At 62.4% G+C, this 21,786-nt stretch carries 20 protein-coding genes; 17 read left to right on the top strand and 3 right to left on the bottom strand.

What is annotated here, in order from left to right; translation table 11 throughout:
- The 14 genes from WI754_RS21310 (at nucleotide 1) to WI754_RS21245 (ending at nucleotide 15,953) form a co-directional block, all read left to right on the top strand.
- Nucleotides 1-1,467 (top strand): aldehyde dehydrogenase, encoded by a 1,467-nt coding sequence (locus tag WI754_RS21310; protein ID WP_349435469.1) that lies wholly within the window; start codon nucleotides 1-3, stop codon nucleotides 1,465-1,467.
- Between the two features lie 5 nt (nucleotides 1,468-1,472).
- On the top strand, nucleotides 1,473-1,802 hold the full coding sequence (locus tag WI754_RS21305; protein WP_349435468.1) for an NIPSNAP family protein: 330 nt from the start codon (nucleotides 1,473-1,475) through the stop codon (nucleotides 1,800-1,802).
- 135 nt (nucleotides 1,803-1,937) lie between these two features.
- Complete coding sequence (locus WI754_RS21300) at nucleotides 1,938-2,948, top strand: ABC transporter substrate-binding protein (protein WP_349435467.1); 1,011 nt, start codon at nucleotides 1,938-1,940, stop codon at nucleotides 2,946-2,948.
- Nucleotides 2,949-3,051: 103 nt separating this feature from the next.
- Nucleotides 3,052-3,927, top strand: coding sequence for an ABC transporter permease (locus WI754_RS21295; RefSeq protein ID WP_349435466.1), 876 nt, complete (start codon nucleotides 3,052-3,054; stop codon nucleotides 3,925-3,927).
- A 1-nt stretch (nucleotide 3,928) separates the two neighbouring features.
- On the top strand, nucleotides 3,929-4,729 hold the full coding sequence (locus WI754_RS21290; protein ID WP_349435465.1) for an ABC transporter permease: 801 nt from the start codon (nucleotides 3,929-3,931) through the stop codon (nucleotides 4,727-4,729).
- Complete coding sequence (locus WI754_RS21285) at nucleotides 4,726-5,808, top strand: ABC transporter ATP-binding protein (protein WP_349435464.1); 1,083 nt, start codon at nucleotides 4,726-4,728, stop codon at nucleotides 5,806-5,808. Before WI754_RS21290 ends, WI754_RS21285 begins: the two co-directional genes overlap by 4 nt.
- Nucleotides 5,809-6,161: 353 nt before the next feature.
- Nucleotides 6,162-7,190 (top strand): substrate-binding domain-containing protein, encoded by a 1,029-nt coding sequence (locus WI754_RS21280; protein ID WP_349435463.1) that lies wholly within the window; start codon nucleotides 6,162-6,164, stop codon nucleotides 7,188-7,190.
- A 68-nt stretch (nucleotides 7,191-7,258) separates the two neighbouring features.
- Nucleotides 7,259-8,797: a sugar ABC transporter ATP-binding protein gene (locus WI754_RS21275; protein ID WP_349435462.1), complete on the top strand. Its 1,539-nt coding sequence runs from the start codon at nucleotides 7,259-7,261 to the stop codon at nucleotides 8,795-8,797.
- Between the two features lie 28 nt (nucleotides 8,798-8,825).
- Nucleotides 8,826-9,818 (top strand): ABC transporter permease, encoded by a 993-nt coding sequence (locus WI754_RS21270; protein ID WP_349435461.1) that lies wholly within the window; start codon nucleotides 8,826-8,828, stop codon nucleotides 9,816-9,818.
- A 1-nt stretch (nucleotide 9,819) separates the two neighbouring features.
- Nucleotides 9,820-10,824, top strand: a complete 1,005-nt coding sequence (locus tag WI754_RS21265; RefSeq protein WP_349435460.1) for a sugar-binding transcriptional regulator — start codon at nucleotides 9,820-9,822, stop codon at nucleotides 10,822-10,824.
- Nucleotides 10,821-11,816, top strand: coding sequence for an aldo/keto reductase (locus WI754_RS21260; RefSeq protein WP_349435459.1), 996 nt, complete (start codon nucleotides 10,821-10,823; stop codon nucleotides 11,814-11,816). The genes WI754_RS21265 and WI754_RS21260 overlap by 4 nt, the downstream gene beginning before the upstream one ends.
- Nucleotides 11,817-11,828: 12 nt before the next feature.
- The gene (locus WI754_RS21255; RefSeq protein WP_349435458.1) at nucleotides 11,829-13,577 is read left to right on the top strand and encodes a glycerol-3-phosphate dehydrogenase/oxidase; all 1,749 of its coding nucleotides are present in this window, start codon (nucleotides 11,829-11,831) and stop codon (nucleotides 13,575-13,577) included.
- Nucleotides 13,550-14,392 carry a class I fructose-bisphosphate aldolase gene (locus WI754_RS21250; RefSeq protein WP_349435457.1) on the top strand — a complete coding sequence of 281 codons (843 nt, stop codon included), beginning with the start codon at nucleotides 13,550-13,552 and terminating at the stop codon, nucleotides 14,390-14,392. The genes WI754_RS21255 and WI754_RS21250 overlap by 28 nt, the downstream gene beginning before the upstream one ends.
- A gap of 31 nt (nucleotides 14,393-14,423) precedes the next feature.
- Nucleotides 14,424-15,953, top strand: a complete 1,530-nt coding sequence (locus WI754_RS21245) for an FGGY-family carbohydrate kinase (RefSeq protein WP_349435456.1) — start codon at nucleotides 14,424-14,426, stop codon at nucleotides 15,951-15,953.
- A 52-nt stretch (nucleotides 15,954-16,005) separates the two neighbouring features.
- Here the strand turns inward: WI754_RS21245 and WI754_RS21240 are convergent, their stop codons facing one another.
- On the bottom strand, nucleotides 16,006-16,644 hold the full coding sequence (locus WI754_RS21240) for a TetR/AcrR family transcriptional regulator (RefSeq protein WP_349437907.1): 639 nt from the start codon (nucleotides 16,642-16,644) through the stop codon (nucleotides 16,006-16,008).
- Between the two features lie 157 nt (nucleotides 16,645-16,801).
- Here WI754_RS21240 and WI754_RS21235 point away from each other — a divergent pair, with 157 nt between their 5' ends.
- Both WI754_RS21235 and WI754_RS21230 read left to right on the top strand, forming a co-directional pair.
- Complete coding sequence (locus WI754_RS21235; RefSeq protein WP_349435455.1) at nucleotides 16,802-17,632, top strand: NAD(P)H-binding protein; 831 nt, start codon at nucleotides 16,802-16,804, stop codon at nucleotides 17,630-17,632.
- Nucleotides 17,632-18,114 carry an anthrone oxygenase family protein gene (locus tag WI754_RS21230; RefSeq protein WP_349435454.1) on the top strand — a complete coding sequence of 161 codons (483 nt, stop codon included), beginning with the start codon at nucleotides 17,632-17,634 and terminating at the stop codon, nucleotides 18,112-18,114. Before WI754_RS21235 ends, WI754_RS21230 begins: the two co-directional genes overlap by 1 nt.
- A 20-nt stretch (nucleotides 18,115-18,134) precedes the next feature.
- Here WI754_RS21230 and WI754_RS21225 read toward each other — a convergent pair whose 3' ends face one another.
- Together WI754_RS21225 and WI754_RS21220 are read right to left on the bottom strand one after the other, a co-directional pair.
- Entirely contained in the window at nucleotides 18,135-18,995 is an 861-nt protein-coding gene (locus WI754_RS21225; RefSeq protein WP_349435453.1) for an aldo/keto reductase, read from the bottom strand.
- Nucleotides 18,996-19,057: 62 nt separating this feature from the next.
- Nucleotides 19,058-20,284 carry an ROK family transcriptional regulator gene (locus tag WI754_RS21220; protein ID WP_349435451.1) on the bottom strand — a complete coding sequence of 409 codons (1,227 nt, stop codon included), beginning with the start codon at nucleotides 20,282-20,284 and terminating at the stop codon, nucleotides 19,058-19,060.
- A 232-nt stretch (nucleotides 20,285-20,516) separates the two neighbouring features.
- Here WI754_RS21220 and WI754_RS21215 point away from each other — a divergent pair, with 232 nt between their 5' ends.
- On the top strand, nucleotides 20,517-21,755 hold the full coding sequence (locus tag WI754_RS21215; protein WP_349435450.1) for an extracellular solute-binding protein: 1,239 nt from the start codon (nucleotides 20,517-20,519) through the stop codon (nucleotides 21,753-21,755).
- Nucleotides 21,756-21,786: the final 31 nt, after the last annotated feature.

Here is a 21,786-nt window from a genome sequence, read left to right as displayed (position 1 = left end):
ATGCAGCAGTTCCAATGTTACATCGACGGCCGTTTCAGCAATGGCGAGGCGCGCTTTTCAAGCGTTGACCCGGCGACGGGCGCTGCGTGGGCGGAGATGCCCGAAAGCCGTGAGGCCGATGTCGATCGCGCCGTCGAGGCTGCTCATCAGGCGCTGCACGGCGGTGGCCGCTGGGCGCGGATGACGGCGACGCAGCGCGGCAAGCTGCTCTACCGGCTCGCCGACCTCATCGCGGCGAGCGTACCGCGACTTGCCGACCTCGAAACCCGCGATACCGGCAAGATCATCCGCGAGACGTCCTCGCAGATCGCCTATGTCGCCGACTACTATCGGTATTATGCGGGGCTTGCCGACAAGATCGAAGGCGCCTTCCTGCCGATCGACAAGCCGGACATGGACGTGTGGCTGCGCCGCGAGCCGGTCGGCGTCGTTGCGGCGATCGTGCCCTGGAACAGCCAGCTGTTTCTTGCCGCCGTCAAGATCGGTCCGGCTCTTGCGGCTGGCTGTACCATCGTCGTCAAGGCGTCCGAAGATGGTCCGGCGCCCTTGCTCGAATTTGCCCGGCTCGTCGACGAGGCGGGCTTTCCGCCCGGCGTCGTCAATATCATCACCGGCTTCGGTGCCACCTGTGGTGCTGCGCTGACGGCGCATCCGAAGGTCGCCCATATCGCCTTTACCGGCGGGGCCGAGACCGCCCGCCACATCGTCCGCAGTTCAGCGGAAAACCTCGCGTCCACCTCGCTTGAACTCGGCGGCAAGTCGCCGCTTCTCGTTTTCGCCGACGCCGATCTCGAAAGTGCGGCGAATGCGCAGGTCGCCGGCATTTTTGCCGCGACCGGTCAGAGTTGCGTTGCCGCGTCCCGGTTGATCGTCGAGCGCAGCGTCAAGGACCGCTTCCTCGAAATCCTCTCGGCCAAAGCAGAAGCGATCCGCATCGGCTCGCCGCTCTCCATGGATACCGAGGTCGGGCCGTTGGCAACGGAACGGCAGCGCCGGCATATCGAAACGCTGGTTGCCGCCTCGCTCGATGCGGGAGCCAGGCTGGTGACCGGCGGTTCGGCGCCGGTCGGGGAGGGCTATTTCTATCGCCCCACCATTCTCGACTGCGACGGTAGGAATTCGCCGTCGCTGGACGAGGAATTCTTCGGACCGGTCCTTTCGGTGGTGTCCTTCGAGACCGAGGCCGAAGCGGTCGAGCTCGCCAACAGCACGCCTTACGGACTTGCCTCGGGCATCTTCACGCAGAACCTGACGCGGGCGCACCGGCTGATGAAAGCGATCCGCGCTGGCATCGTCTGGGTCAACACCTACCGGGCGGTCTCGCCGATCGCGCCCTTCGGCGGCTCGGGCCTTTCCGGCGACGGGCGCGAAGGCGGTCTTGCCGCGGCGCTGAGCTACACCCGCACCAAGACCGTGTGGCTGCGGACATCGGATGATCCGATCCCCGATCCGTTCGTGATGCGGTGACGGCGATGTTTTACGAGATCCGCACCTACCGGCTGAAGAATGGCGCGGTCCCCGCCTACCTCAAGGTCGTGGAAGAGGAGGGCATCGCCGTCCAGAAGAAACATCTGGGCGAACTGGCCGGCTACTTCTTTTCGGAGATCGGCCCGATCAACGAGATCGTCCATATCTGGGGCTTTGCCAGCCTCGACGACCGAGAGGCGCGCCGCAGCCGGTTGATGGCCGATCCGGACTGGCAGGCCTTCCTGCCGAAAATTCGCGATCTGATCGAGATCGCCGACAACAAGATCATGAAGCCGGCAGCCTTTTCGCCCATGGGAGGATCGCGGCCGGTGTGAGCCGGAAAGAGCCGCTGGCTCATTGAATATGACATTTCGGGATTTCATCGCCTTCCAGGGAAAGCCCGGGACGGACAGCCGAAGGCTGTTCCGAAGACCAAGAAAAACAGTCCAAAACCAACGGAGCAAGGGAACATGACAAAGACATTCATCATCGCAACCATGGCCGCTACACTTGGCCTTTCCACCGCGGCAACTGCCGCCGATCTGGTTTTCACCAGCTGGGGTGGGACCACCCAGGACGCACAGAAGACGGCTTGGGCCGATCCGTTCACATCGGAAAGCGGCATCAACGTGGTGCAGGACGGGCCGACCGACTATGGCAAGCTCAAGGCCATGGTCGAGGCCGGAAGCGTCGCCTGGGACGTGGTCGACGTCGAGGGCGACTATGCCGTCCAGGCTGGTAAGGCCGGAATGCTCGAAAAGCTGGATTTCTCGGTCATCGACAAGTCGAAGCTCGATCCGCGCTTTTTGACCGACTACTCCGTCGGCAGCTTCTATTATTCCTTCGTCATCGGCTGCAACAAGGATGCGGTGTCGGCCTGCCCGAAGACCTGGGCAGACCTGTTCGACACCACGAAGTTTCCCGGAAAGCGCACGTTCTACAAATGGTCTGCGCCCGGCGTGATCGAAGCCGCCTTGCTGGCAGACGGCGTTGCGCCAGAAAAGCTCTATCCGCTCGATCTCGACCGCGCCTTCAAGAAGCTCGATACCATCAAGGCCGACATCATCTGGTGGACCGGCGGCGCCCAATCGCAGCAGCTTCTTGCTTCCGCCGAAGCGCCTTTCGGCTCGTTCTGGAACGGGCGCTTGACGGCACTTGCCGAAACCGGCGTCACCGTCGAAACGTCCTGGGACCAGAACATCACGGCGGCGGATGCTCTCGTCGTGCCGAAGGGCACGAAGAACAAGGAAGCGGCGATGAAGTTCATTGCGGCTGCAACCAGCGCCGATGCTCAGGCGAACATGGCGGTCAGCACCGGCTACGCGCCGATCAACCTCGATTCGAGCGCCATCATGGATGAAAAGCTTCGCATGAGCCTGCCGGACATGCAGTCGGCGAGCCAGGTCAACGCCGACATGGATTACTGGGCGGCAAACCGAGATGCGATCGGCGAACGCTGGTACGCTTGGCAGGCCAAGTAAGGTTATCGGCGGGCGCGAACGGTCGCGCCCGTCTGTTTTTACGTAGTTCCGGACAGAAAGTCGCTTCGCGCTTTTCCTGGAACTGCTCTAAGGGGGTTTCGGCATGGCCTTGCTGACTGAGCGAGACGACATAACAGCGGTCGGCAAAATCCGCACCGTCCGGTCGAGGAATTTCGCCCTGACCGTTCCGGCGCTGCTGCTTCTCGTGGTGTTCTTCATTCTGCCGGTGGTGTCGCTGCTGCTGCGCAGCGTGATGGAGCCGGAGCCGGGCCTCGACAACTACAGGGCCTTGCTTGGATCGACCACTTATCTGAAGATATTCCTGAACACCTTCAGCGTGTCCGCGCTGGTCACCGTCGTGACGCTCGCGATCGGCTTTCCTGTCGCCTGGGCACTCGCCATCATGCCGTCGCGCTGGGCCTCGATCGTCTTTGCCGTGCTGCTTTTGTCGATGTGGACCAATCTTCTCACGCGCACCTATGCCTGGATGGTGCTCTTGCAGCGCACCGGCGTCATCAACAAGACGCTGATCGGGCTCGGACTGACCAGCGAGCCGCTGCCGCTGGTCAACAACCTTGTCGGCGTCACCATAGGCATGACCTACATCATGCTGCCCTTCATCATCCTGCCGCTCTACGGCGTGATCCGCAAGATCGATCCGGCCATCCTGCAGGCGGCTGCCCTTTGCGGGGCGACAAGATGGCAGGCGCTGACGGGCATCCTCATTCCGCTGGCAATGCCCGGCATGGTTTCCGGCGCGCTGATGGTCTTCGTCATGTCGCTCGGCTATTTCGTTACGCCAGCGCTGCTTGGCGGCACGGCCAACATGATGCTGGCCGAACTGATCGCACAATTCGTGCAGTCCCTCGTCAACTGGGGCATGGGCGGAGCGGCGGCACTGGTGCTCCTCGTCGTCACCCTGACGCTTTATGCCGTCCAACTCAGGCTGTTCGGCACCGCCCGCATGGAAGGACGCTGAGATGCTGTTGAATTTCGACCGCCTCCGTGGATGGAAATGGATCCTGCTTGGTATCACCGGCCTGACCGCGGCCTTTCTCATCCTGCCGATCGTCTTCATCGCCGCGCTCTCCTTCGGCTCGTCGCAATGGCTGATCTTTCCGCCGCCGGCCTGGACGCTGAAATGGTACGAGGCCTTTTTCGCCGACCCGCGCTGGCTTGAAGCGGCGTGGACGAGCTTTACGATCGCGGCCATGGTGACGGTCCTGTCCGTCCTGATCGGCCTCGTCGCGTCGTTCGGTTTGGTGCGGGGAAGCTTTATTGGCAAGGAGGGCCTGCGGGCCTTGTTCCTGACGCCGATGATCCTGCCGGTCGTGGTGCTTGCCGTCGCGCTCTACGCTTTCTTCCTGCGGATTGGCCTCAACGGGACCGTCACCGGCTTCGTCATCGCCCATCTGGTCGTCGCTTTGCCGTTCTCGATCCTCTCCATCACCAATGCGCTGGAAGGTTTCGACAAGTCGATCGAGGACGCGGCGGTGCTCTGCGGCGCAAGCCCGCTGGAAGCGAAGCTGCGCATCACCCTGCCGTCGATCAGCCACGGCCTGTTTTCGGCGGCTGTCTTCTCGTTCCTTACTTCCTGGGACGAAGTGGTGCTGGCGATCTTCATGGCAAGCCCGACCCTGCAGACGCTGCCCGTCAAGATCTGGGCAACGCTGCGTCAGGACCTGACGCCGGTGATCGCCGCCGCTTCCACCCTTCTCATCGTCGTTACCATTGCCCTGATGCTTCTGGTCGCGCTGTTGCGCAAAGGACTGAAATCATGACCGCACCCTTCCTGCATATCCGCGCCCTCAGAAAGGACTATGGCATCGTAACCGCCGTCCGGGATGTCAACCTCACGGTCGAGCGCGGCGAGTTCATGACCTTTCTCGGACCCTCCGGATCGGGCAAGAGCACGACGCTCTACATCCTCGCGGGCTTCGAGAATCCAACGGCGGGGGACATTCTGCTCAATGGTCAAAGCCTGATCGCGACGCCCTCGCACAAGCGCAATATCGGTATGGTGTTCCAGCGCTACACGCTGTTCCCGCATCTGTCCGTCGGCGAAAACATCGCGTTTCCACTAAAGGTCCGGCGCCTTCCCAAGGCCGAGATCGATGCAAAGGTGGCGAAGATGCTGAAGCTCGTCCGGCTCGAGGGTTTCGAGGACAGGAAGCCGGCGCAGATGTCGGGCGGCCAGCAGCAGCGTGTGGCGCTGGCGCGGGCGCTCGCTTATGATCCGCCGGTGCTTCTGATGGATGAGCCGTTGTCGGCGCTCGACAAGAAGCTGCGTGAGGAAATCCAGCACGAGATCCGCCGTATCCATCAGGAAACCGAGGTGACCATCCTCTATGTCACGCACGATCAGGAGGAAGCGCTGCGGCTGTCGGACCGGATCGCAGTGTTCTCCAAGGGCGTGATCGACCAGATCGGCACCGGGCCGGAGCTCTATGCCAATCCTGCCACCCGTTTCGTCGCGGAGTTCATCGGCGACAGCGATTTCGTCACCTGCCGTGTCCTTTCAGCCGGGGGCGGGCGCGCCGATCTTGCGGTGGGGACGGGCATGACGATCAGTGGCGTGCCGATGCATGGCAGTGGCGCCGCCGGCAGCAATGCCGCCCTGATGCTGCGCCCCGAACGCCTCTCCCTCAAGCGCGGCTCAGCTGGCGGCAACAGTCTGTCCGCCACGGTCACGGACATCACCTTTCTCGGCAGCAACATCCACGTTGCCGCGATGGTCCCGTCCGGCGAGGCGCTGTCGGTGCGATTGCCCTTCGGACATGAGGCGACCAGTGGCCTTGCACGGGGCGACATCGTGTCGCTTGGCTTCGACCCGGCGAGTGCGCACGTCTTCTGCGCTTAATCGACGGTCTCTTTCCCCAGCGGTCAGACCCTGACCCTTCGAACGCCGGGGCTATCTTGGCTGTGCGTTCGCACGTCTTGCGAATTGTTCAGCCCGGCCTCCTTCGGTGAGCAAGACACATGAATTTGCGCTGTCGGCTGATCCCGCCGGGCTGGTGTTTTCCTTCGCCTTGAAAAACACCTCAAGCGATGTGAAATATATTTCATATAGTGAATTATATTGACAACACCGACCCTTTGCAGTTAGCTCCCCATACCGGACTTCGAGGAGGAATTCCGGGTTTCATCGGATCAACGGCCGCCCTCTGCGGCGCCACCGGATATTGGGAGGGGCTTCGGCCTCGAGGAGGAATCTTGCGCAATTTTCTGAGCACGACCGCGTTGGCGGTCCTTGCGTCAACGCTTTTTGCCGGCGCAGCCAGCGCGGAAACGGAGAACCCGTTCCGCTGCCAGCCGGGCGAGACATACGTCATGAACGTCATGGTCTCGGGTGTCGAATACTGGTTCCCGGTCTATGAAATGTTCAAGCAGGCGGGCCAGCAGCTCGGCTGCGAGACGGCCTATACCGGCACGCCGGAATATGACGTCAACAAGCAGATCGCTACCTTCGACCAGGCGCTGGCGCAGAACCCGGCCGGCATCCTCGTCCATCCGATGAACTCGGATCCGTTCATCGAGCCGATCAACCGGGCGATCGATCAGGGCACCGCGGTCGTCACCTTCGCGGCGGATTCGCCGCTTTCCAAGCGCATCTCGTTCATCACCTCCGACAACACCCGCGAAGGCACCTATGCGGCCGACGCGATTGCCGAGAAGATGGGCGGCAAGGGCGAATATGCGGTGCTGGAAAATCCGGGCCAGGACAATCACGACAAGCGGATCGCCGCCTTCATCGCCCGCATGGAGGAAAAATATCCGGACATGAAGCTGGTCGGCCGCGCTGCCTCGAACCAGGATCCGAACAAGGCCTATCAGGGCCTGATGAGCCTGGCGCAGGCCCATCCGAACCTCGGCGCCGTCTTCATGCCGGAGGCCAATTCGGCGATCGGCGCTGCCCAGGCCAACAACGAAAGCGGCGGCAAGATCCTCGTCATGTGCGCCGACGTCAATGCGAACATCCTCGACATGATCAAGGCGGGCCAGGTGTTCGGCTCGATCAACCCGAACCAGGGCATGCAGGGCTACATGGGCTTCATGATGTTGTGGCTTGCCAAACACCCCGAGCTGATCGACCCGATGAACGACGCGAAGCGTTCCGGTTTCAATCCTATGAGCATTCCCTTCGTCGACAACGGCCTGTCGATCGTCACGGCCGAGAATGCCGACGACTTCTACTGGGATAAATATCTCAAGCGGCGGGGCACCAAGGGGATCGACGAGTAGGCCTTTGTGCCGGCTGTCCGGGGTCTCGATTTCCGGGCGGCCTCCGCAAACGTGAGGAGGAGAATGCGATGGCGTCCGTGCCGGTTCTGGAAATCCGCAATGTCAGCAAGCACTTCGGTGCGGTGAAGGCCTTGACGGACGTCAGCTTCAGCCTGGCGCGGGGCGAGGTTCATGCGCTTTGCGGCGAAAACGGCGCCGGCAAATCGACGCTGATGAACATCATCGCCGGCGTGCTGCAGCCGAGCGACGGGGAGGTTCTTGTCGACGGCGTGCCGGTGAAAGTGACGTCTCCGGCCGTCGCGCAATCGCTCGGGCTTGGCCTCGTGCATCAGGAAATTGCGCTCTGCCCGGATGCGACGGTTGCCGAGAACATGTTCATGGCAGCGACCAACCGGCGCCGCTCGCCCTTCATGAACTATGGCAGGCTGGCGCGCGATGCGCAGGCGGTGATGAACCGCCTGGCGCCGATCGACGTGCGCCGCACGGTCGGAGAACTCTCGATTTCCGGCCAGCAACTTGTCGAGATCGCCAAGGCGTTGACACTCGATTGCCGCGTGTTGATCTTCGACGAACCGACGGCGGCGCTGACGGAAGCGGAAGCGCAAGTGCTCTTCGGCATCATCCGCGATCTGAAGGCTCAAGGGATATCGATCATCTATATCAGCCATCGCATGGCCGAAATCTTCAGCCTCTGCGACCGGGTGACCGTGTTCCGAGACGGGCGCTACGTGTCGACGGAGCGGGTGGCGGATGTGACGCCGGACGATGTTGTGCGCCGCATGGTCGGGCGCGAAATCACGCAGCTCTATCCGGAAAAGCAAGCGCCGGATGAGCGGTCTGCCGAAACCATCCTGTCGGTCGGCAATCTCGGCGACGGCGCCCGCTTCAATGCAGTGAGCTTCGAATTGCGTAAAGGCGAAATCCTCGGTATCGGCGGATTGATCGGCTCGGGCCGAACCGAAATTGCCGAAGGTATTTGCGGACTGCGCCCGACAACGGCAGGCGAAGTGCGTTTGCACGGGCAAACCATGCACGCGCGATCCTATGCCGATGCCGTGAAGGCCGGCGTTGTCTATCTCTCCGAAGACCGCAAGGGATCCGGCGTCTTCCTCGATCTGTCGATCGCGCAGAACATCGCGGTTCTCGACCTGAAGGCGCTGACCGGGCCGGCCGGGCTTTTGAATGCCAAAGCCGAGGCCGATCTAGCGCGGGATCTCGTCAGGCGGCTCGGTGTCCGCATGGGCGGGATCGACATGCCGGTGTCGTCGCTCTCGGGCGGAAACCAGCAGAAGGTGGCGATCGCCAAGCAGCTGGCGGTCGATCCCAAGGTGATTCTGATGGACGAGCCGACGCGGGGCATCGACGTCGGCGCCAAGTCGGAAATCCACCGGCTGCTGCGCGATCTTACGCGCGCCGGCATCGGCATCGTCGTCATCTCCTCTGAACTGCCGGAACTTCTCGGCCTCTGCGACCGGGTGCTGGTGATCCGCGAGGGCAGGGTGATGGGCGAAGTCGAGGGAGCGGCAATGACGGAGGAGGCGATCATGCGGCTCGCATCCGGCATCGGCGGCCACAACAATTCAAAGGCATCAGAGCATGCCGCCTGAAGAAAAAGCAGGGACGGGAGACAAGGTTATGGCAATCGACACTTTGGCAGCGACAATGGCAGCGCGCGCGCCTGGCTGGAGGAGGCTGGGGACGATGCGCGAGGCAGGGCTGATCGCGATCATCCTTGCGCTCTGCATCGCCATGAGCTTCGCCTCACCGCATTTCCTGACGCTCGGCAACTTCCGGGCGATGCTGATGTCGTTTTCGGTTGAGGGGATCGTGGTCGTCGGCATGACGATCCTGTTGATCGTCGGCGGCATCGATCTTTCGGTCGGCTCGGTCGTCTGCCTCTCGATGGTGCTGTCCGGCTCGCTGTTCCTGATGGGGCTCGACCCCTGGAGCGCTTCGCTGATCGGCATTCTCGCCAGCGCCGTCATCGGCGGTATCATGGGGTTCTTCGTCACGGTGGTGGGGCTCAACCACTTCATCACCTCGCTTGCGGCCATGGTGATCGTGCGCGGCATCTGCCTGATCATCACCAAGGGCACGCCGCTTTCGCTCTTCACGCTGCCGCCAGGCTTCAAGGCGGTCGGGCAGGGCACGTTCTATGGCGTGCCCTATGTGATCCTGATTTTCGTCGCCGTGGTCGTGCTGTTCGATTTCCTGCTGCGTCGGGCGACGGCCTTCCGCAAGGTGTTCTACACCGGCAGCAACGAGAAGGCGGCTCTTTATTCCGGTATCAAGACCAGCCAGGTGAAGTTCTGGGTGACTGTGCTCTGCGCCACACTGTCCGGTGTCGCCGGCGTGATCTACATGTCCCGGTTCGGCGCTGCGACCCCGACCTTCGGCGCCGGCATGGAGCTCAACATCATCGCCGCCGCCGTGATCGGCGGTGCCTCGCTCAAGGGTGGCTCTGGGACCATTCTCGGCGCGATCCTGGGTATTGCCTTGCTCTCGGTGGTGACAAGCTCACTGATCCTGCTCGATGTCTCGGTCTATTGGCAAGACATGATCAAAGGATGCATTCTGCTTGCCGCCGTCTCCATCGACCATTTCCTGCACAAGCGGAAGGCTGCCTGATATGCCGATTGCCAAACTCAAACCCGCAAACGCGCCGCGCGAGGAAATCGTCATCGCCCGGCAGATGCACCAGGCGCTGGTTCTGCATTTCCTCGAAGGACTGACGCAGGCGCAGATCGCCGATCAACTCGGCATCTCGCATGCCACCGTCAACCGGCTGATCAAACGCGGCCGCCAGCTTGGCCTCGTCGAGATCAAGATCAAGTCTCCGGTCGAGCCGCTGGTCGATATGGAAGAGCGACTTCTGGCGCTCGGCGGTATCAGCCGTGCCGTCGTTGTCCCGACTGTCTCCGATAATCCACAGACGGCGCTTCAGGCCGTAGGCGAGGCAGCCGCCCGGCTGCTGCTGGAGGACATTACGGACGGCGACACGATCTGCATCACCGGCGGCAAGGGTGTCAGCGCCGTCGTCGCCGGATTGCAGGCGCCGCGGCGCTTCGATGTCGAGGTGATCCCGGCGACGGGCTGCGTCCAGGGCAAGCACTATACCGACGTCAATCACGTTTCGACGCTGATGGCCGACCGTCTCGGCGGACGATCTTTTCAGATTCACGCGCCGCTCTTTGCCGACAGCGCCGCCGAACGGGGCATGCTGATCAACATGCGCTCCGTCGCCGATGTCTTCAAACGGGCGCGGGAGGCAAAGATTGCGGTGGTCGGCATCGGTTCGATCCTCTCGGATGATTCGAGTTATTACGACCTGCATCCGTCTTCGAGCACCGATCGCGCGGCGATCGAGCGTTCCGGCGCCTCCTGCGAATTGCTGGCGCATCTTCTCGATGGCTACGGTCGGGTGTGCGACTACAGCCTCAACCGGTCGCTGGTGTCACTGACACTTCCGGAGTTTGCTTCGATCCCGACGAAGATCGGCGTTGCCAGCGGACCGAACAAGGCGGGTCCGATTCTCAGCGTCATGCGCGGCAATCACCTCGACACGCTGGTGACGGATGAGGCGACCGGCGCGCGGGTGCTGGCGCTGGCGCATGGCGAAGGGAAACTGGCATGAGCGGCGGGCAGTTGATGCGCGAAATCGGCAGGTCCGGCGTGACCGCTTCGGCGGTCGGGCTCGGCACCTGGGCGATCGGCGGCTGGATGTGGGGCGGTACCGACGAGAAGGAATCGATTGCCGCGATCCAGGCGTCGCTCGATGCCGGGGTGACGCTGATCGATACGGCGCCGGCCTACGGCCTCGGACGCTCGGAGGAGATTGTCGGAAATGCGCTCACGGGGCGCCGTGACAAGGCGGTGATTGCGACGAAATGCGGGCTGGTCTGGCACACTGAGAAAGGCCGGCATTTCTTCGATCAGGATGGCAAGCCGGTGCACAGGTACCTTGGTCGCGACGCGATCCTGTATGAGGTGGAGCAGAGCCTGAGGCGGCTCGGCACGGACTATATCGATCTCTACATCACCCACTGGCAGGATCCGACGACGCCGATCGAGGAGGCGATGCGGGCGCTGGAAGACCTGCGCGCATCCGGCAAGGTCCGGGCGATCGGGGCGAGCAATGTCAGTCCGGCGGAACTGGAAACCTATGTCGCGGTCGGCGGGCTCGATGCGATCCAGGAGCGCTTCAGCATGATCGATCGCGAGATCGAGACCGACCTCCTGCCGCTGACCACGGCGAACGGCATTGCGGTGCTGAGCTATTCCTCGCTGGCGCTCGGGCTGCTTTCGGGCATGATCGGTCCTGATCGCATCTTTTCCGGCGACGACCAGCGGCGAGACCATCCGCGTTTCTCCGTCTCCAACCGGGAGAAGGCGGCGGCGTTTGCTTCCTCCATACGGCCGGTTGCCGATAAGCATGGCGCAAGCATCGCCCAGACGGTGATTGCCTGGACGCTTTCGCAGCCCGGTGTGACTTTTGCGCTGTGCGGGGCGCGCAATCCGGCACAGGCGCTCGACAATGCGAGGGCCGGGACGATCCGGCTTGATGCGGACGACCGTTCGGCCATCGACGCGGCCATATCGGCGAAACTGACTGATATGGACAGGTAGCGGATCGCCATCATGAAACGTGAAGAGATATTGGACGGGCTCCGCCAGAGCCCGAAGGTGGACGTGTGTGTCATCGGCGGCGGCATCAACGGCATCAGCGTCTTTCGGGAACTGGCGCTGCAGGGGCTGAACGTGGTGCTGGTCGAGAAGCATGATTATTGCTCCGGCGCCAGTTCGGCGCTGTCGCGCATGGTGCATGGAGGGCTTCGTTATCTCGAAAACGGCGAGTTCAAGCTGGTGCAGGAATCGCTGATCGAGCGCGACCGGCTGCTGCGCAACGCGCCGCATTACGTCAGACCGTTGCCGACGACCGTACCGGTGTTCGATATCTTTTCCGGCCTCGGCAACGGCATCGTCCGGTTTTTGGGCTTGACTCGCCACCCGAGCCGCCGGGGGGCGGTGACGATCAAGGCGGGATTGAGCATCTATGATTTTCTGACCCGCAAGCGTGCCCTGATGCCGCGGCACCAGTTCCGTGGGCGCCGGGCGACGCTTGAAAAATGGCCGGCGCTCAATCCGGACATCAAGAGTTCCGCCACCTATTTCGATGCCTGGGTCAGCCATCCGGAGCGGTTGGGGATCGAGCTGCTGCAGGATGGCCTTTGGGCAAATCCCGCGGCGCGGGCGCTGAATTATGCGGCAATGCGCCGCGATGAAGATGGCGGATATGTCATCGAGGACCAGGTCGGCAGGACGTTTACCACCGTCGAGCCCAGGCTCGTGATCAACGCCACCGGTGGCTGGATCGACATCACCAATGGCGCGTTGTTGTCGCCGCAGGTGCAGCCGGGGCCGTTGGTGGGCGGCACCAAGGGTTCGCACCTGATCATTGAGAATGCGACGCTCCGCGACGCGCTTGCCGATCACATGATCTACTACGAAAACGAGGACGGGCGGATCTGCATCCTCTTTCCCTATCTAGGCAAGGTGCTGGTCGGCTCCACTGACATCCGCGTCGATGATCCGGAAGGCGTGCGCTGCGAGGCCGACGAGCGGGACTATATCCTGCAGTCGCTCGCCTTCGTGCTGCCGGGGATATCGATCCGGCCCGAGGAGATCGTCTTCCAGTTCTCCGGCGTTCGGCCGTTGCCGGCCAGTGCCGACAATTTTACCGGCCGCATTCCGCGCGATCATTTCTGTACCGTCGTCGAGCCGCAGAATGGCGGCGTGCCGGTGCTGTGCATGATCGGCGGCAAGTGGACGACGTTTCGCTCGTTCGGGGAACTTGCGGCCGACATGACGCTGGAACGGCTGGGACGGCCCCGCCGCGTCGAGACAACCGAGCGGGCCATCGGCGGCGGGCGGCGATTTCCGTCGGATACCGCGACATGGATATCGCGACTGGCCGCTGAAACCGGGCTTTCCCTTGGGCGTGCAGCCGAGCTTTTCGCCCGCTATGGCACGGATGTCGAGGTTGTTGCGAGCTGCGTCGCTGCTGGACTGGACGTGCCGATGCCGCATCCCGGCTATTCTAAGTGCGAACTCCTTTTCCTGATCCGCAACGAAGCCGTCGAACATCTCGACGATCTGCTTCTGCGGCGCACCACGCTGGCCGTCTCGGGCGAACTCTCGCTCGACATGACGGATGCCGTGCTCGACCTGCTGACACAGGAAAAGCGCTGGACGCCTGCGCAGCGTACAGTCGAGCGCACCCGTTTTCTCACCCTTCTCAACGAACGCCACGGCGTAAACGAGGACACGCTTTCCGCAAGGAACGAACCAAGGAGCACAGAATGCGACACAACAGCAAAGTCCGGATGAACCGTCTGTTCGGCGGCGGCCGCTGCCTCGACGTGGCGATCGATCACGGCGTCTGCAACGAACCGTCCTTCCTCAGTGGGATCGAGGATATTCAGGCTGTCGTCAAAGCATTGGTCGATGCCGCACCGGACGCAATCCAGATGAACTACGGCCAGGCGGACCTGCTGCAGGATGTGCCCGGCAAGGACAAACCGGCGCTGGTGATGCGCATCGACATGGGCAATCCGTATAATCGCATCCGCCACCGCGACATGTGGGCCGTGCTGCAGAACGAGGCCGAGCCGCTGATCGGGGCGATTGAGATGGATGCGGCCTGCGTCGTCGTCAATCTGTTCATGCTGCCGGACGAGCCGGAGCTGTTCCGCCAATGCGTGCAGAACATTTCCCGCGTGCGGGCCGATTGCGACAAGTATGGCATGCCGCTGATGATCGAGCCGCTGGTGATGCAGCCGGTCACCGAACGTGGCGGCTACATGGTCGATGGCGATGCCGACAAGATCGTCACGCTGACGCGGCTTGCCCGCGAGATGGGGGCCGATATCATCAAGGCCGACCCGACAGACAATGCGGAGGATTTCCACAGGGTCGTGGAGGCGGCGCGCTGCCCGGTTCTGGTGCGCGGCGGCGGCAAGGAGGACCTTCGTGCCGTCTTCGACAAGTCCGCGGCCTTGATGGGGCAGGGCGCAATGGGCATGGTCTATGGGCGCAACATCTATCAGCACGCCAATCCGGGTGCCGTGGTGCGCGGGCTGATGGCGATCGTGCATGAGGACGCGAGCGGCGAGGAAGCCTTCGCGCTCTATCGGCAGGGCTGAGCTGCGGTTCGAACCTTGGGAGGGGTTCTTTATGGGAGACTATCTGTTGGGGCTCGACGCCGGCAACACCGTCATCAAGGCGGTGATCTTCGACCGGCAAGGCAACGAAATCGCGGCTGCGTCGGCGGAGGGACACAGCCGCATGCCATGCCCGGGCCATGTCGAGCGCGGGCTGGAGGAGCTCTGGGCGAATGCCCGGCAGGTCATCCGTGCCTGCATCGAACAGGCCAAAATCCGACCGGACGAAATCGCCGCGATCGGCTGCGCCGGACATGGCAACGGCCTCTATGCGCTCGATCGCGACGGCCGGCCGCTTCTCGGCATCCAGTCGCTGGATACACGGGCGGCGGGACTGGTCGATGAATGGCGGGCGGAGGGTGTGGGCGACCGGACCTATCCGATCGGCCAGCAGCGGCCTTGGCCGTCGCAGACGCCGACGCTGCTGGCATGGCTGAAGGGCCACCGGCCGGAAACTTTTGCCAAGATCGGCACCGTCTTTCTCTGCAAGGATTTCATCGTCAACCGGCTTACAGGGCAGCGCGTCAGCGAGGTCTCGGACATGACCGGCTGCGGGCTTCTCAACGTTGCCGCCCGCCGCTATGACCGGGACCTGATGGAGGCTTATGGCCTCGGCGACTGCCTGGGGCTTTTGCCGCCACTCGTCGAAAGTGCCGATATTGCCGGGCAGGTGACGGAGGAAGCGGCAAAGCAGACGGGGCTTGCTGCTGGCACGCCCGTCGTCGGCGGTCTGTTCGACGTGATCGCCTCCGCAGTCGGTTCCGGTGTCACCCGCACGGGCGCCGCCTCGATCATTGCAGGAACCTGGAGCATCAATCAGGTGATCATCGACAGGCCCGAACTCGATGGCCCGGTGTTTATGTCCTCTACCTTCGATCACGACCGCTATATGGCGATCGAGTCGAGTGCGACATCGGCGGCAAACCTCGAATGGATGGTGCGAGAGTTCTTCTCGGATGTTGATCAGGGCGGCCGCTCGCCTTTCGACATGTGCTGCGATCTGGCCTCCGCCATCGAGCCGGCGACCGACGATCCGCTCTATCATCCCTTCCTCTATGGGGCGCAGCAAGATGGCAATGCGCGGGCCGGTTTTTACGGCGTCGCAGGCTGGCATACGAAGGGGCATCTGGTCCGCGCCGTGTTGGAGGGTGTCGCGTTCGGGCATCGGCAGCACATCGAGACGATGCGCAAGGCCGGTGCCGTCTTCAACGAGGCAGTGCTCTCCGGCGGCGGCTCGCGCAGCCTGATCTGGCCGCAGATTTTCGCCGATGTGCTCGGCGTTCCGGTCTCGGTCGCCCGTTCGCGCGAAACGGGGGCCCTGGGGGCTGCGATCGCCGCCGGCACCGGCGTTGGCCTGTTCTCAGGTTTCGCAGACGGCGCGGCCGCGATGGTGCGAACGGAGCGGTTCTATCGTCCGAACGTCTCGCTTGAGGGGCATTATGCACGGCGATACCGTCTCTATCGGGATATCGCCGATGCCATGGCGCCGCTGTGGCGCCGGTTGACGGCGGTTGAGCCTGTGGCACCAGGAGTGGCGGCGTGAACAGGCATGCGAATAAGGCCGCTGTCGATGCGCGGGGGTAATCGCTGGCAGGTCATGAAAGAAAATCCTGCGGGGCTGGCCGGTCTGACGTCCGCAGCCGGGTCGGCGCGAAGCTTCGATAAGCCATCTGCTTGTAGGCTTCGACCAGAGCCCTGCCTTCGGCCTCACCGGTGGAAATGGCGAGCCGCATGGCGCATTCGCCAAAATACATCACCAGCAGGGCCGAAACCTGAAGCTTTTCCATGTCTTCATCGGGCAGGGCGCGCTTCAGGGCGGCGGCAAGCAGCGTGGCGTTCTTGCGGCTTTCCGCAAGCTCGATCTCGCGCAATGCCTTGTCGGCCTGCATGGCAGACCAGATGTCGCGCATGACGGGCTCGGCGAGGAAAATCTCGTAATATTCGTCGATCAGGGCCGAGAACGCTGTGCGCAGGTCGCCGATGGATTTCACATGCGCAAGCCCTTTTGCGATGCAGGCCCGCGAGACGGTATTGTACCGCTCGGCCAGCGTGCGGATGATCGCCGCCTTGTCCGGAAAATACTGGTAGAGCGAGCCGATCGATATGCCGCTCAGTTCAGCCACTTCGCTCATGCGCATCGTGTCGCTGCCGCGCTCGGCAATCAACCTGCAGGCACAGGACAGGATATGTTCGACCCGCTCGCGGCTACGCTTCTGCGCCGGTTCGCGGCGCATCACGCCCTGGTCTTGTGGTGTTGCGGTGGGCGCGCTCCTGCCTTTGGCCAAGATGGCTCCTTTCGAATTTCTCTTGACGGATAAAATACGAGGGTTTATCACATTTAGCAAATGTGAGTTATTCTCACATTTTGAATATAACAAGGGGAGGAAGCATATGAGCAGCGAGACGATCCTGATCCTCGGTGGCAGCGGCAAGACGGGGCGCCGCGTTGCGGAGCGTCTGATGGCGAAGGGAAAGCAAGTTAGGCTTGCGTCCCGCTCGACCAGCCCGGCCTTCGACTGGACCGATCCGTCCGGCTGGGCGGCGGCGCTCGAAGGCGTCGACGCTGCCTATGTCAGCTACCAGCCGGACCTCGCCGTGCCCGGCGCGGTGGACGCGATCCGCCAATTGTCGAAACTGGCGGTCGAGAAGGGCCTCAAGCACCTCGTCCTGTTATCAGGCCGCGGCGAGGATGAAGCCTTGGCCGCTGAGGAAGTGTTGAAGGCGTCCGGCGCCCCATGCACGATCATCCGTGCCAGCTGGTTCTTCCAGAATTTCAGCGAGGCCTTCATGGTCGAGGGCATCCAGGCAGGTGAACTGGTACTACCTGTGAGTGAAGTCAGGGAGCCGTTCATCGACGCGAATGACATCGCCGAGATAGCCGTTGCCGCCCTGACCGAGCCGGGGCGTGCCGGAAAGACCTATGAAGTGACCGGCCCGCGGCTGATGACTTTCCGCCAGGCAGTGGCGGAGATCAGCCGGGAGACGGGGCGGGATATCCGCTACGCGACCGTGCCGGTCGATACGTATGCCGCCATGCTCGAGGAGGCCGAGATTCCCGGTGAATACATCTGGCTTGTGAACTATCTCTTCACCACCGTTCTTGACGGCAGCAATGAAAGTCTGACGGATGGGGTTTTCCAAGCGCTCGGCCGTCCGCCGCGTGACTTTTCCGATTATGTTCGAGAAACGGCTGCAACCGGTATCTGGGAGGACCTGAAATGATGGCCGGACTTTTCCCCTTTCTGATCTTCTCGGCCGTCATTGGCGCCGGCATCAATGCCGGCCTGTTCTTCATCTTCTCCGTCTGCATCATGGGCGCGCTCGGCCGCCTGCCTGCCGAGCAAGGTGTCGCCGCCATGCAGTCGATCAACGTCGTGATCCTCAATCCGTGGTTCATGCTGGCCTTTTTCGGAACGACGCTTCTGTCGCTCGTCCTTGTCGCCGTCGCGTTCTTCACCGGCAGTCCGGCGAGGCTCTATGTGATCGCTGGCAGTCTCCTTTTCCTCGTCGGCACGATCATGGTGACGATGGTCTTCAATGTGCCGATGAACAATGCGCTCGAAGCGCTGCAGCCGCAAAGCGAGGAAGCCGTCCGTCTGTGGTCATCGACCTATCTCATCGATTGGGTCAGGTGGAACCATGTGCGGACGCTGTCGTCCATCGGTACGCTCGGTTGCTTCGTCATGGCATTTCGGGTTGCCTGACTACGCTGTCCGGAAACCAACTAAGGCACCGGTCGCCCGGTTGCCGTTTCCAGCACCCGGAACCAATCTTGAAGCTCTAGCTCGATTTCGCCGGCGCGCGCCAGCGCCTGCACCCGTTTGGGGTCGGTCGAACCAATGATCGGCAGTGGTTTGGAGGGCAAACGCAGCAGCCACGCCAGCGCGATGGCACCCGGACCACCCGCATTGTAGCGGGCCGCGAGATCGGTCAGTAGCTCGACAAGTCTCGGGTTGCCCTTCTCCGGGTCAAACAACCGGCCACCGCCAAGCGGAGACCAGGCCATCGGGAGTACACCGAGGCGCTGGCAGTCGTCGAGCGTCCCGTCATGAAGCGGTGCCGTGTGGCTGACGGACAACTCGATCTGGTTTGCCACGAGCGGAATGTTGAGCTTCGATTGCAGCAGCGCGAATTGCGACGGCGTGTAGTTTGAGACGCCGATGGCGCGTGTCTTGCCCTCCCCGACCAAGGTTTCCAGCACGCCGGCAACCTCTGCGGCATCTAGCAGAGGATCTGGTCGATGCAAAAGCAGCAGATCGATGTGATCGACCTTCAGATTGCGCAGAGAGTTTTCGAGCGATTGCCGAATATGCTGGGGAGTGCTGTTATAGTGTTTAATGCGATGATCCGGCCGGGCCGGGCTGACCAGCGCTATGCCGCATTTCGTCACCAGTTCGATCCGGTTGCGCAGATCGGGACGGCTCGCCAGCATCTCGCCGAAAAGCGCCTCGACACGATAGCCGCCATAGATATCCGCGTGATCGATCGTCGTGATCCCCGCGTCGAGACATGTGTCGACCATGCGGGCGATGTGAGCGATCTCGCGCCGCTCCGGATCGTTGGTGATGCGATATGCTCCCCACACCAATCTCGAAAATATAGGGCCGTCGCTGTGAAGCCGGATACGGGACATCATGGTTGCACACTCTAGCCGACGGCGCTGGCCCGCGTCTTCAGGATTGCGGAAAAGCGCGGATCGAAGGCGCGGCTGATCGGTTCGGCGGCGGCGCCGAGAGCCACCGACCAGGGATCGGTCATGCCGAGCTGCAGGCGGGGCAGGGCGCGGCCGGGGCGGTTTGCGATCGATGGCAGCAGGGGATGGATGGCGTCGAAAATCCGCCGGGTCAGTGCCTCCGGCGCGCTCGAGCACAGGATGACGGTCTGCGGATCGAAGATCGTCTCGATCAGTTGCACCCCCCAGCGCAATTCCTCGGCGGCAGCATCGATCCACGAGGCGACCGCCGGATCGTCTTTGCTGACCAATGTATTCAACCGGTCATGAAGTTCCGGGTCGGCCGGATCGGCATTCAGGTGCTGGTAGAGCGAGGCAAGCGACGCGCGGTGTTCGAGCGATGATCGTTCCGGGCGCCGAACGGTGGGCGGTAGCAGCGCCATGCCGATTTCGCCTGCATTGCCGTTGCCTCCGGCGTAAAGCTCGCCGTTGAGGATGAGGCCCGCGCCAATACCGTAGCCGACATAGAGGCAGACGGCGTGGTCGACACCGTGGGCGGCGCCGACCATGCGCTCGGCAGTGGCGCAGGCGGCCGCGTCGTTCTGCAGGGCGACTTCCAGTCCGGTTCCGGCGGCGAGCGTTTCGAGCAGCGGAAAATTCTGCCAGGCCGCCATCATCCATTGATCGTCATTGTCGGTCGCAAGACCGAATGGCCCAGGCATGGCGACGCAGAGGCCGACAAGGCGCTGTTCCGAATGTTCCGCGATGCCGGCGAGTTCAGTCCTCACCTGCGTGATGAGGTCGAGAATGACCTTGGCACCGTTCGCAGGGCCGCCGGGCGGCAGATTGGCCTGGGCGCGCACCAGCACGGTGCCGATGAGGTTCACGGCGATCACCCGTGTAATGTGGCGGTCGATCTGCAGGCCGATTGCGAATGCACCTTCCGGCACCAGCCGATAGGGCATCGAAGGCTTGCCGCGACCATTGCGCACCGCCGCCAGCGACACAACCAGCCCATCCCGCTCCAGATCATCGACGATGTTGGAGACCGCCTGCTTGGTGAGCCCGGACGCCCGCGCGAGATCGGCGCGAGACAATTTCCCGTTCAGCCGCAGAGCATCGATCATGACGCGGCGATTATGGGCGCTCGTTCCTTCCTGATTGGTGCCGCTCTTGCCTCGTATCACCCGCATCTCATTCACTCGCAAATTCCTCTTGACACTATTAGAATATTGAACAAGAAATAAGTCAAATCAATTGACTTAATAAAGGGCCGAAGAGCTCTTGAGGGAACGAAACGGCAGATGGGATCACCCCTAATGACCGTGCGACACTTCGACAAGGCATGCCGATGCCGCTGAATGGCGGCTTACGGAAAGATGCGCGCAATTGTGCGCCAGCGAACCGATTGATGTCCATCACTGGAGGGAAGACATGTTTAAGTCCAAGCGAAATGCGCTTCTTGGCGCCACTCTGATCGGCGCCTTCTTTGCGACCAATGCCTATGCCGAAACCACGCTCAATGCGTTGTTCATGGCGCAGGCGGCCTATAGCGAGGCGGATGTCCGGGCCATGACGGAGGCGTTCAGCAAGGCCAATCCGGACGTCAAGGTCAATCTCGAATTCGTGCCTTACGAGGGGCTGCACGACAAGACCGTTCTGGCGCAGGGCTCCGGCGGCGGCTACGACGTCGTGCTCTTCGACGTGATCTGGCCAGCCGAATATGCGACCAACAAGGTTCTGGTCGATGTGTCTTCGCGCATTACCGACGATATGACGAAGGGCGTGCTGCCCGGCGCCTGGACGACGGTCCAGTATGACGGCGCCTATTACGGCATGCCGTGGATTCTCGACACGAAATACCTGTTCTACAACAAGGACATTCTCGAGAAGGCCGGCATCAAGGCGCCGCCGAAAACCTGGGACGAGCTTGCCGAGCAGGCGAAGATCATCAAGGACAAGGGTCTGCTCGCGACGCCGATCACCTGGAGCTGGTCGCAGGCGGAAGCGGCGATCTGCGATTACACGACGCTGGTCAGCGCCTATGGCGGCAAGTTCCTCGATGGCGGCAAGCCGGCGTTCCAGACGGGTGGCGGTCTTGATGCGCTGAAATACATGGTGTCCAGCTATACCTCCGGCATCTCCAATCCGAATTCGAAGGAATTCCTCGAGGAGGATGTCCGCAAGGTGTTCGAAAACGGTGAAGCCGCTTTCGCGCTGAACTGGACCTATATGTACAACCTGGCCAATGCCGGCAAGGACAGCAAGGTTGCCGGCAAGGTCGGCGTCGTGCCGGCACCGGGCGTCGCCGGCAAGAGCGAGGTTTCGGCGGTGAACGGATCGATGGGGCTCGGCATCACGTCAACCAGCAAGCATCCCGACGACGCCTGGAAATACATCACCTTCATGACCTCTCAGGAGGTGCAGAACCAGTACGCCAAGCTCAGCCTGCCGATCTGGGCATCGTCCTATGAAGACCCGGCCGTGACCAAGGGGCAGGAGGAGCTGATCGGGGCCGCCAAGCTCGGGCTCGCCGCCATGTATCCGCGGCCGACGACGCCGAAGTATCAGGAGCTCTCGACGGCCCTGCAGCAGGCCATTCAGGAAGCGCTGCTTGGCCAGGCCAGTCCGGAGGATGCGCTGAAGACCGCCGCCGAGAATAGCGGTCTCTAAAGGTGCGGGGGGCCGCCCCTTCGCTCGCGTT

It is taken from the genome of Pararhizobium sp. A13 (genome assembly GCF_040126305.1).
Classification (GTDB): Bacteria; Pseudomonadota; Alphaproteobacteria; order Rhizobiales; family Rhizobiaceae; genus Pararhizobium.
Note: the sequence above shows the minus strand (reverse complement) of the source record. Positions and strands in the feature narration are given on the sequence as shown.